We start from the raw sequence: 10,989 nt of genomic DNA, 5'->3' as shown, positions 1-10,989 counted from the left end.
CGCGCGCTCGGGGCGACGAAGACGGCAAGGTGGAGCAGGCGCTGCGACACCTGACCGGCGTGCTGCTTCACACGCCGACGACGCGCGCGCATGAGCTCGCCGCGACCGGGCAGGCGGATGAGTTCGCCGCGGCGCTCGCGACCCTCTACGGCATCGCACCTGCCGAGCCCGCGCAGTCCTCCGACGCGGACACCGCAGCGACCGCCTGAGGCGTCACCCTCTCTGCACAGAAGACGTCGTCGAGGGCTCGTCCCCCGAACTCGCGATCTCGGACGACGCCTCACCCCACGCATCATCCCTGCTTCATATCGTCGAACCCATGACAGCGTCCGACGCGCGTCGCAGACTGGGAGCATGCTCGTGGACCCGAATGTGATCGGCATCATCATCGCCCTCTTCGCCTTCACCGCCACAGTGCTCGGCGGGGTCTCTCGGATGCTCGCTCGGCAGTCCCGGGGGCTCGAGATCCGATTCGACAGGATCGATGACCGGTTCACGACGGTCGAGACGCAGATCACAGACCTCAAGACGGAGCTGAAGGGCGACATCGCCGCCGTGAGAGTCGAGATCGCCGACCTCCGCACCGAGCTCAAGACCGACATCGCCAACCTCCGCACCGAACTCAAAGAAGAGATCGCCGGAGTCAAGACCGAGCTCAAGGCGGACATCGCCGATGTCCGCGTCTCGATCGCCCGCCTCGAGGGTCCGCTGCCGAAGCTGCAGAGGATCTGACCTCTCGGGGCAGGCATGCGGGTGACAGACTGGATGCATGGCCCTTCATATCACCGGAGACACCGCCGCCGACGCCCTCCTGACCGACAACCCGCTCGCACTGCTCGTCGGGATGTTGCTCGACCAGCAGGTCCCGATGGAGACCGCCTTCGCAGGTCCGCTCAAGATCGAACAGCGCACCGGCGCTTCCGACGCGACCGCCATCGCCGGCATGGATCCCGACGAGTTCCTCACCGCTTTCAAGGAGACCCCCGCCGTCCACAGATTCCCCGGTTCCATGGCGGCTCGCGTGCAGACGCTCTGCCAGGAGCTCGTCGATCAGTGGGGTGGCGACGCCTCGGCGATCTGGACCGAGGGCGACCCGTCGGGCGCCGAAGTGCTCAAGCGCCTCAAGGCTCTGCCCGGATTCGGCGAGCAGAAGGCGAAGATCTTCCTCGCGCTGCTGGGCAAGCAGTATGGATTCACCGGTGCCGGCTGGCGTGAGGCCGCCGGCGACTACGGCGTCGAGGGCTCGTACCGCAGCGTCGCCGACATCGTCTCCCCCGAGTCCCTGACCAAGGTTCGTGAGCACAAGAAGGCCATGAAGGCCGCGGCGAAGGCGAAGGCATGAAGCCCACCGGCGATGACGTCGCCGGCCTGATCGCCCGCGCCACGCCCGCCGTGCGCCGTCGGGATGCCGAGACGCTGACCGCGCTGATGCAGGAGGTCACGGGGCGCGAACCGCAGACCTGGGGCACGATCATCGGTTTCGGCAGCTGTCACTACCGGTACCCGACGGGCACCGAGGGCGACAGCGGCCTGCTCGGCTTCGCTCCCCGCAAGGCGGCGACCACGATCTACCTGTTCGACGGCGTCGATGCCCACAGCGCGGCGCTCCAGGATCTCGGCCCGCACACGACCGGCGTCGGATGCCTGTACATCAAGGACCTCGAGCAGATCGATCTCGGCGTGCTCCGCGGCATCCTCGAGCGATCACTCGCGTGGGTCGAAGCGGGCGGCACGGATCAGGTGCAGCTGACTGTCACGGGCTGAGGCGAGCGTCGCCGCGTGCCGCTCCTCGTGAACGCCTCCCCCCGGAGCATCCATGGACGTCAGGCGCCCTTGAGGCGCTCCGCGAGGTACTCGTGCAGCTCGTCGATCGAGACGCGCTCCTGCGCCATCGTGTCGCGGTCACGCACGGTGACGGCGCGGTCGTCGAGCGAGTCGAAATCGATCGTGACGCAGAACGGCGTGCCGATCTCGTCCTGGCGACGGTAGCGGCGACCGATCGCGCCCGCGTCGTCGAAGTCGACGGCCCACGAGCTGCGCAGCGTGTCGGCGACCTCGCGGGCGAGGGGCGACAGGCGCTCGTTGCGACTCAGCGGCAGCACGGCGGCCTTGACCGGAGCCAGGCGCGGGTCGAGCTTCAGCACGGTGCGCACGTCGGTGCCGCCCTTGGCGTTCGGCACCTCCTCTTCGCGATACGCGTCGACGAGGAACGCCATCATGGCGCGGGTGAGACCGAACGACGGCTCGATGACGTACGGCGTGTAGCGGTCGCCCGTGGCCTGGTCGAAGTACGTCAGGCTCTGTCCCGACGCCTCGCTGTGGCTCGACAGATCGTAGTCGGTGCGGTTCGCGACGCCCATGAGCTCGCCCCACTCCTTGCCCGTGAAGCCGAAGCGGTACTCGACGTCGATCGTGCCGGCGGAGTAGTGCGCGCGGTCGTCTTCGGGCACGTCGAACTGGCGCATGTTCTCGGGGTCGATGCCGAGGTCGATGAACCAGTTCCAGCAGGCCTCGACCCAGTGGTCGAACCACTCCTGCGCCTCGGCGGGCGGCGTGAAGAACTCGATCTCCATCTGCTCGAACTCGCGGGTGCGGAAGATGAAGTTACCGGGGGTGATCTCGTTGCGGAACGCCTTGCCGACCTGGCCGATGCCGAACGGCGGCTTCTTGCGGCTGGCGGTGAGCACGTTCGAGAAGTTCACGAAGATGCCCTGCGCGGTCTCGGGGCGCAGGAAGTGCAGGCCCGACTCGTCGTCGACGACGCCGAGGTAGGTCTTCACGAGGCCCGAGAACGACTTGGGCTCGGTGTACTGGCCCTTGGTTCCGCAGTTGGGGCAGGGCACGTCGGCGAGGCCGTTCTCGGCCTTGCGTCCCTTGCGCGCCTCGAAGTCCTCGATGAGGTTGTCGGCACGGAAGCGCTTGTGACAGCTCAGGCACTCGACCAGCGGGTCGGTGAAGGTGGCGACGTGGCCCGAGGCCTCCCACACGCGCTTGGGCAGGATGATGCTCGAGTCCAGGCCCACCATGTCGCCGCGGCCGCGCACGAACGTCTGCCACCACTGGCGGCGGATGTTCTCCTTGAGCTCCGTGCCGAGGGGCCCGTAGTCCCACGCCGACCTCGAACCGCCGTAGATCTCACCCGCCTGGAAGACGAACCCGCGGTGGCGGGCAAGGGCGATGACCTTGTCGAGACGGGACTGTTCGGCCACGGTGGCTCCAATGGTCGGCTGCGGGAGATGACCCGTGATCACGGGCACGTCAATCTTATCCGCGCGTGATGCAGCGCAACTCGCAGACCTCGACACTCTCGAGCCTCGAGATGCTCAGGCCGAGAAGAGGTAGCCCCTCTCGACGTCGAACCCCGACAGGGTGAGACCGCTGCCGAGCAGTCCCTCCATCTGCGCACGCAGGCGCAGGCGCCACTCGTGCGCGGCATCCGGGTCGGAGACCCTCATCTCCTCGATGTCGGTCGGGATCTCGAGCGTCTCGACGACGGACTCGGATGCCGGCTGCTTGGCGATGTCGGCGAGTGCCCACTCCACGTCGAGCCGATCGCTCTCGTCTCCGGCGTCGCCGCCGCCGAAGATGCCATAGCGGTTGACGGAGTATCCGGTCGCGCGTGCACCGAGCACCGTCAGGAAGAAGTGCGCGTTCCGGGCGACGAGAGGGTCGAAGGTCCAGCTGATGCGGCCGACATCGCGCGAGAAGGCCCACTGCCGCTGGTGCTCCTTGAGCTCACGGCCCCATCCGCGACCGCGGTACTCGGGCAGCAGCGCGGTGATGTGGGAGTGCATCGCCCGCCGGGCCGGAGCGCCGAAGAAGGCGATCGAGGCGCCGACCATGCGCTCCTCCCCCTCCTCGGCATCGAAGAGGCCGACGACGTAGTTGCCCGACTGCTGCAGCGCGCGCAGGGTTCCGGCGTCGATGACGCGCTCGGGGCCGCGGATCGAGTCCAGCAGGCTCTGCGCGTCGATGATGAGTTCAACGGTGTCGAGATCACGGATGGTTCGCACGACCCCAGTCTGCCCCTCCCGCGCAGGATTTCGGAATCGCGCGACGCGATCGGGCTGGGATCCGTGCGCTGACGGGGCGTACCGTGGAGGGATGGCATCCAGCGACACCACAGCCGAGAAGTCCGACACCCGGTTCTTCGGGCAGCCCTGGGCACTCGTCCACGTCTTCGGCGTAGAGATGTGGGAGCGGTTCAGCTTCTACGGCATGCAGGGCATCCTGCTGATCTACCTGTACTTCTCCGTGACCGAGGGCGGGCTCGGCCTCTCGCAGGCGGTCGCGGGTGGAATCGTCGGCGCGTACGGCGGATCGGTCTACCTCTCGACGATCCTCGGCGCGTGGATCGCCGACCGGATTCTCGGATCGGAACGGGTGCTGTTCCTCAGCGCGATCGTCATCGTCGCCGGCCACGTCGCCCTCGCACTGTTGCCCGGCTTCCTCGGTGTCGGTGTCGGTCTCGTCCTGGTGGCGCTCGGCTCGGGCGGGCTCAAGGCGAACGCGACAGCGGTCGTCGGCACCCTCTACAGCCCTGAGGACACGCGGCGCGATGCCGGGTTCTCGCTGTTCTACCTGGGAATCAATCTCGGCGCCTTCCTCGGCCCGATCCTCACCGGCATCCTGCAGTCCACGCTCGGGTTCCACTTCGGCTTCGGACTCGCCGCCATAGGAATGACGCTCGGCCTGGTGCAGTACGCCTTCGGCCGTCGCGGACTCCCCGACGAGGCGCGGGCCGTGCCGAACCCGCTCCCCGCGTCGCGCTATCCGCTCGTGGTGGGCATCGCGATCGCCGCCGTCGTTCTCATCGCCGTGCTCGTGCTGGTCGGGGTCATCACGGCCGACAACCTCTCGACCATCGTCATCATCGCCACGATCGTCGCGTCGATCGCCTACTTCGCGGTCATCCTCACGAGTCGCCGCATCGACGGCACCGAGCGCTCTCGGGTGTGGGGCTTCCTGCCGCTGTTCATCACGAGCGTCGCCTTCTGGTCGCTCTACCAGCAGCAGTTCACCGTGCTCACCGTGTACTCCGACGAGCGGCTGAACCGCGATCTGTTCGGCTTCGAGATGCCGATCTCGTGGGTGCAGTCGATCAACCCGGTCTTCATCATCATCCTGTCGGGAGTCTTCGCCGCGATCTGGACGCGTCTCGGAAAGCGCCAGCCGTCGACGCCGGTGAAGTTCGCGCTCGGAGCGATGATCATGGGCGCCGCCTTCCTGCTGTTCCTGCCCTTCGCCAACGGCGCCGCCAACTCGACGCCGCTCCTCGCGATCGTCGGCATCCTGCTGGTGTTCACGCTCGCCGAGCTGCTGATCTCGCCGGTCGGGCTCTCGGTCACGACGAAGCTCGCACCACGGGTCTTCCACACGCAGATGGTCGCGCTCTTCTTCCTGTCCGTGGCGCTGGGCACGGCGATCTCGGGGTGGCTCGTGCAGTTCTACGACCCGAAGAACGAGGTGCCGTACTTCTCGATCCTCGGCGGCATCGCGATCGTGGTCGGCGTCGGCCTGCTGCTGTCGGCGAAGCCCGTCCTGCGGCTCATGAAGGGTGTGAGCTGACCGAGGGCGCCTCGTGCAGGATCGCGACGAGGCCCGGGTGTCCGGATCGCCGATAGCCTGAAGCGATGGGAGAGAACGACGATCGCGCACGACGAAGGCTCTCCCGAAAAGTCCCCCGCTGGGCGACCGTGGCGGTGCTCGCCTTCGCCGGGCTCTGCTCGTCGTTCATGTTCACACTCGTGGTCCCCCTGCAGGCGGAGCTGCCTCGGCTGCTGAACGCCTCGCGCGAGGACACCACCTGGGTGGTCACCATCACCCTGCTGGTCGCCGCGGTCGCCACCCCGATCTCGGGACGCCTCGGCGACATGTACGGCAAACGTCGCGTCGTGATCGTGCTGCTGTCACTGCTCATCGTGGGGTCGGTCATCGCGGCGCTTTCGGGATCGATCGTCGGGGTGATCATCGGACGCGCCCTCCAGGGCGCGGTGACGGGAGTCGTTCCGCTCGGCATCGCGATCATGCGAGACGTGCTGCCGCCCGAGCGGCTCGGCACGGCCGTGGCGCTGATGAGCGCCACGATGGGCGTGGGCGGCGCGATCGGGATGCCGGTCGCCGCCCTGCTCGCCGAGAACGCCGACTGGCACTGGCTCTTCTGGCTCGCGGCCGGTCTCGGCGTCGCCGGGCTGCTGCTCGTGCTCGCCGCCGTTCCCGAAGACGTCCTGCGCTTCCCGGGCCGCCTCGACGTGCTGGGCGCGATCGGCCTCGCGATCGGACTCACCGGCATCCTGTTGTTCGTCTCTCGCGGAGCCGAGTGGGGGTGGACGGCACCGCTGACCCTCACCTGCATCATCGGCGGGGTGGGTGTGCTGCTGGTCTGGGGCTGGTACCAGCTGCGCACGAAGGACCCCCTGCTCGACCTGCGCGTCGCGGCCCGCCCCGCCGTGCTCTTCACGAACATCGCCGCGATCGGGATGGGCTTCGCCTTGTTCGCCTCGAACGTGACGTTCCCGCAGCTGCTCGAGGGGCCCGTGTCCGCCGGCGCCGGCTTCGGACTCGACATGGTCACGGCCTCGCTCATCATCATGCCCGCGGGCCTCGTGATGATGGTCATCTCGCCGCTGTCCGGCTTCCTCGAGCGCACGGTCGGCCCTCGCCCGCTCTTCACGGTCGGGGCGGGGGCGATCGTGCTCGCCTACGTCTTCGTACTGCTGTGGTCGACCGAGGTCTGGCACATCCTGGTCGGCAACCTGCTGATCGGCGTCGGCATCGGCTTCACGTTCGCCGCCATGCCGATGATCATCATGCGCTCGGTGCCGGCGAACGAGACCGGCGCCTCGAACGGGCTCAACGCCCTCTTCCGATCGGTCGGAACCTCGAGCGCATCCGCCGTGATGGGCGGCGTGCTCGCGGCGATGAGCGTCGACGTGGGCGGGGTCTCGGTGCCCACGCGCGCAGCGTTCGATCTGTGCTTCTGGCTCGCCATCGCGGCGGGCATCGTCGCCCTGGTGCTGTCGCTGTTCATCCCCCGGCAGCGGTCTGCCGAGCAGCACCCGTCGCTGCCCGGATGACCCCGGGTGCGACCTCGGGTCAGATCACCCGCGGATCGGGATCCGTCGGCAGCGGCTGACGCAGCCGATCGGGAATCGGCCAGTCGAGCACGATCTGCTGCACCGGCGGTCGGGTGACGTCACCGAAGTCGTCGACCTTCACGACGATGCGCCCGGGAACACCGTCGTCATCGGGAGTGACCTCGAGGATGCGCACGCGCAGCGGTCTGCTCCCGTCACCCTGGTGGCCCTGGTGGCCCTGGTGGCCCTGGTCGCCCTCGTCGCCCTCGTCGCCCTGGTCGCCCTCGTCGCCCTCGTCGCCCTCGTCGCCCTCGAGAATCCACGAGTCGGCGAGCCACGCGATGCCTCGCGCCTCGAGAGCGGCCTCCGCGTCGAGCCACTCCGTGCGACCGGATGCCGGGCGACCGAGCACGTCGACGGCCACCCAGCCGTCGCCGTCGGGATGGATCCATCCGAGCAGCTCGCGGTCATCGCGTCGATGCGGGGTCCAGTCGGGGCGGGGCATCACACGATGCTACCGATCGTCGGCGCACTGCATCGTGGCGAGCTCGATCGTGGCGCGCTCGGCCGTGGCTTGCTCGGTCGTGGCTCGCTCGGCAGCGGTTCGCTCAGTGCGTGTACTCCATGAGCTCGACGCCCAGCACGCGGAACGCGTCGTGGGCGCGCAGACGATGCGTGATCGACAGGTCGTCGAAGCAGACGATCAGCGAGTACGCGACGCCTGCCCTCGGCCCCGCGAGCACGCCCGCCTCGGCTCGCACGCCACGATCGCGGCCGGTCTTGTTGATGAAGAGCAGGCCGTGCGCGTCGTGGTCGTGTGCGAAGGGGTCGAGTCCCGTGGCGGCCGCGACGAGACTGAGGTCCTGATTCAGGCTCAGCCATTCCGACACCTGGGCGCTGACCGGCGCATCGACCACCTGCGAGTTCACGAGGGCCGAGAACAGCCCCGCGAGTTCTCGGGCAGACCCCACCGCGACCTGCGGGGCGTCATCCGGACCCCGCTCGTCGCGGAACCGGTCGAGCAGCGCTGTGCGACGCAGACCCAGGTCCTCGATCCGTTCGCGGACGCGGTCGTGACCGACCTTCTGCAGCAGTGCGTTGATCGCGATCGGGTCGCCTGACGTCGCCGCGAGGACCGCGAGGTCTTCGAGCGGCAGAGCCGGTGCGTGCAGATGCCGCCACACACCGGCCGTCGAGACCGGGGCGACGGTGCTGCGCTCGACGATCTCGAGCGGGTCGAGAGAACCCGATGCGAAGCCGGCCGCGACCTCGATGAGCAGAGGCACGACTCCGAGTCCGCCGACCGGCATCGTGACGTGGTCGTCTCCGGACAGCACGTGCACATGAGTGTCGAGGTCGACCACATGCACCGACACCTGAGCACCCGACTCGACGAGCTGTTCCAGCGCTCGCGTCGCCGCGGTGAACGACCGACGCCCGGCAGCCGCACGGCGCGGCAGCCGTCGGCTCGTCCGCTGAGAGCGGCGCAGCGAGGCCAGAGGCGGCCCATCGACAGGCTCGGAAGCGCCCACGCGTGATCCTTAAAAGGGGGAGGGGATTGGCGGGATGCCGCGAGGTCCATCCGCCGCAGCACGGATATCGTAACCCCGCCAGGTGAGGATGCCCTATGCACTCCGGTATACGGTCAACGGATCGTCATTTCGGAAGCCGTAGGGCTCCCCCTCCCAGGCGGTCGATCACGACGAACGGGTCACCAGATCGTGACGCGCGACTCCCGCGGCAGCCAGAGCGCGTCGGACTCGCTGACGCCGAACGCCTCGTAGAACGCATCGATGTTGCGGACGATCTGGTTGCAGCGGAACTCGTTGGGCGAGTGCGGGTCGATCGTGAGCAGACGCAGCGTCTCGGCGTCGCGACTCTTCTGCTGCCACACCTGAGCCCACGACAGCAGCAGGCGCTGCACGCCCGTGTATCCGTCGACGACCGGAGCCTCTGCGCCGTCGAGCGAGAGCTCGTAGGCCTTCAACGCGATGCCGAGACCACCGAGGTCGCCGATGTTCTCACCGATCGTGAGGGCACCGTTGACGTGGTGCGCGGCGTCGAGCCCTTCGGGCACGAGCTCGTCGTACTGGGCGATGAGAGCCTTCGTGCGCTCCTCGAACGCCGAGCGGTCGGCATCCGTCCACCAGTCCTCGAGCTTGCCGGCACCGTCGTAGCGACTGCCCTGGTCGTCGAAGCCATGACCGATCTCGTGACCGATGACCGCGCCGATTCCACCGTAGTTCGCGGCGGCATCACGCGAGACGTCGAAGAACGGGTACTGCAGGATCGCCGCGGGGAAGACGATCTCGTTCATCGACGGGTTGTAGTACGCGTTGACCATCTGCGGAGGCATGTGCCACTCGTCACGATCGATCGGCCTGCCGACCTTCGCGACGTTGCGGTCGTGCTCGAAGATCGCCGCGCGGCGCACGTTGCCGAACAGATCGTCGCGGTCGATCTCGAGCGTCGAGTAGTCGCGCCAGACCGTGGGGTGGCCGATCTTGGGGGTGAACGAGCCGAGCTTCGCGAGGGCTCGCTCGCGCGTCTCGGCAGTCATCCACTCGAGGTCGGTGATGCTGCGACGGTAGGCCTCGATGAGGTTCGCGACGAGCTCGTCCATCGCGGCCTTCGCCGTCGGCGGGTAGTGGCGCTCGACGTAGACCTTGCCGATCGCCTCGCTCAGCGCACTCTCGGTGACCGAGACACCGCGCTTCCAGCGCTCGCGGATCGACGGGACGCCGGTGAGTTCGGTGCCGTAGAACGAGAAGTTCTCCTGCACGAAGTCGTCGGTGAGGTACGGCGCCGCCGCGTGCACGACCTGCGCGCGCAGCCATGCCTTCCAGTCGTCGAGACGCTCGGCGACGAGCAGCGAGCCGAGCCCTTCGAGGAAGCTCGGCTGCGAGACGACGATCTCGGCGAACGCCTCGGGGTGCGCGGGGGCGACCGCTTCGCGCCACGGTTCGAGGTCGACGCCGGCGAGCTGCTGGATCTTTGCCCAGGTCTTCAGGTTGTAGGTGGCGACCGCGTCGCGGCTGCGCACGTTGTCCCAGTGGTGGCCGGCCAGCTCGGTCTCGAGGGCGATCGCGCGGTCGGCGGTCGCGACCGCGTCAGGGATCTCGGCGAGGGTCAGCAGGCGCTCGAGGTGCGCACGGTACGCCGCACGCGTCTCGGCGAAGGTGTCGAGGCGGAAGTAGCTCTCGTCGGGCAGCGACAGACCCGACTGCACGATGACGGGCAGGTAGCGCTCGGGGTTGCCGGGATCGCCGTCGACGTAGAAGCCGATCAGGTGGGCGCGGCCGTCGCGGTCGTAGGCCCCGACGGTGCGGAGGAATGCCGGGACGCTGTCGATCGCGTCGATCTCGGCGAGCGTCTCTGCGAGCGGTGTGACGCCGGCGGCGGCGATGCGCTCGGTGTCCATGAAGCTGGCGAACAGGTCGCCGATCTTGCGGGCGAGGGTGCCGCTCTCGGCATCCTGCGACTCCTCGATGATCGCGCGGACGTCTTTCTCGGCCTGTTCGGCGAGCAGGTGGAACGATCCCCAGCGGGCCTTGTCGCCCGGGATCTCGGTGCGCGCGAGCCATGCGCCGTTGACGTGACGATAGAGATCGTCCTGCGGACGGATGTCGGAGCTGAACTCGGAGGTCTCAAGGCCGGAGGGAAGCACGTCAGTCATGCGACCAGCCTATGCGTCGCTCCGACATTCGGTCAGGATCCCGCGGAGGTCAGGCCTTGCGGCGCAGACCGAAGCGACGCCGCGACTGCTCCGGCACCGCAGCGGCGCGTGCGGCGAGCCGCGCCGCACGACGCTCGCCCCACGCGGCGACCTCGGCATCGATGTCACGTGGATCCGTGACCACAGGAGGGCCTCCCTGCAGCTGCCGCCGGGCCTCGATGACGCGTCGGTTGAAGT

The 10,989-nt window shown here is 68.3% G+C and carries 10 protein-coding genes and 2 pseudogenes; 6 read left to right on the top strand and 6 right to left on the bottom strand.

The features are described from left to right. From RTM68_RS12755 to RTM68_RS12740, 4 genes and pseudogenes are all read left to right on the top strand, one after another. Positions 1–209 (top strand): annotated as a pseudogene (locus RTM68_RS12755) (glutamyl-tRNA reductase); the annotation flags it as partial. A gap of 145 nt (positions 210–354) precedes the next feature. Next, positions 355–732 (top strand): hypothetical protein, encoded by a 378-nt coding sequence (locus RTM68_RS12750; RefSeq protein WP_312171464.1) that lies wholly within the window; start codon positions 355–357, stop codon positions 730–732. 37 nt (positions 733–769) lie between these two features. Beyond that, a complete protein-coding gene (locus RTM68_RS12745; protein WP_312171462.1) occupies positions 770–1,342 on the top strand; it encodes an HhH-GPD-type base excision DNA repair protein in 573 nt (190 codons plus the stop codon). Continuing rightward, positions 1,339–1,764, top strand: coding sequence for a DUF1801 domain-containing protein (locus RTM68_RS12740; RefSeq protein ID WP_312171460.1), 426 nt, complete (start codon positions 1,339–1,341; stop codon positions 1,762–1,764). The genes RTM68_RS12745 and RTM68_RS12740 overlap by 4 nt, the downstream gene beginning before the upstream one ends. 59 nt (positions 1,765–1,823) lie before the next feature. Here the strand turns inward: RTM68_RS12740 and RTM68_RS12735 are convergent, their stop codons facing one another. Then, a complete protein-coding gene (locus RTM68_RS12735; protein WP_194762440.1) occupies positions 1,824–3,209 on the bottom strand; it encodes a glycine--tRNA ligase in 1,386 nt (461 codons plus the stop codon). A gap of 114 nt (positions 3,210–3,323) precedes the next feature. Then, entirely contained in the window at positions 3,324–4,013 is a 690-nt protein-coding gene (locus tag RTM68_RS12730) for a GNAT family N-acetyltransferase (RefSeq protein ID WP_312171456.1), read from the bottom strand. 91 nt (positions 4,014–4,104) lie between these two features. Here RTM68_RS12730 and RTM68_RS12725 point away from each other — a divergent pair, with 91 nt between their 5' ends. Further along, positions 4,105–5,568 (top strand): peptide MFS transporter, encoded by a 1,464-nt coding sequence (locus RTM68_RS12725; RefSeq protein WP_312171454.1) that lies wholly within the window; start codon positions 4,105–4,107, stop codon positions 5,566–5,568. 65 nt (positions 5,569–5,633) lie between these two features. Continuing rightward, positions 5,634–7,076 carry an MFS transporter gene (locus RTM68_RS12720; protein WP_312171452.1) on the top strand — a complete coding sequence of 481 codons (1,443 nt, stop codon included), beginning with the start codon at positions 5,634–5,636 and terminating at the stop codon, positions 7,074–7,076. A 19-nt stretch (positions 7,077–7,095) separates the two neighbouring features. Here RTM68_RS12720 and RTM68_RS12715 read toward each other — a convergent pair whose 3' ends face one another. From RTM68_RS12715 to RTM68_RS12700, 4 genes and pseudogenes are all read right to left on the bottom strand, one after another. Continuing rightward, a complete protein-coding gene (locus tag RTM68_RS12715) occupies positions 7,096–7,581 on the bottom strand; it encodes a hypothetical protein (protein WP_312171449.1) in 486 nt (161 codons plus the stop codon). A gap of 103 nt (positions 7,582–7,684) precedes the next feature. Next, on the bottom strand, positions 7,685–8,608 hold the full coding sequence (locus RTM68_RS12710) for a serine hydrolase (RefSeq protein WP_312171447.1): 924 nt from the start codon (positions 8,606–8,608) through the stop codon (positions 7,685–7,687). A 179-nt stretch (positions 8,609–8,787) separates the two neighbouring features. After that, complete coding sequence (locus RTM68_RS12705) at positions 8,788–10,752, bottom strand: M13-type metalloendopeptidase (protein WP_312171445.1); 1,965 nt, start codon at positions 10,750–10,752, stop codon at positions 8,788–8,790. A 49-nt stretch (positions 10,753–10,801) separates the two neighbouring features. Beyond that, a pseudogene (locus RTM68_RS12700) lies at positions 10,802–10,989 on the bottom strand (DUF1992 domain-containing protein); the annotation flags it as partial.

The organism is Microbacterium sp. (assembly GCF_031988965.1).
Taxonomy (GTDB): Bacteria; Actinomycetota; Actinomycetes; order Actinomycetales; family Microbacteriaceae; genus Microbacterium.
Note: the sequence above shows the minus strand (reverse complement) of the source record. Positions and strands in the feature narration are given on the sequence as shown.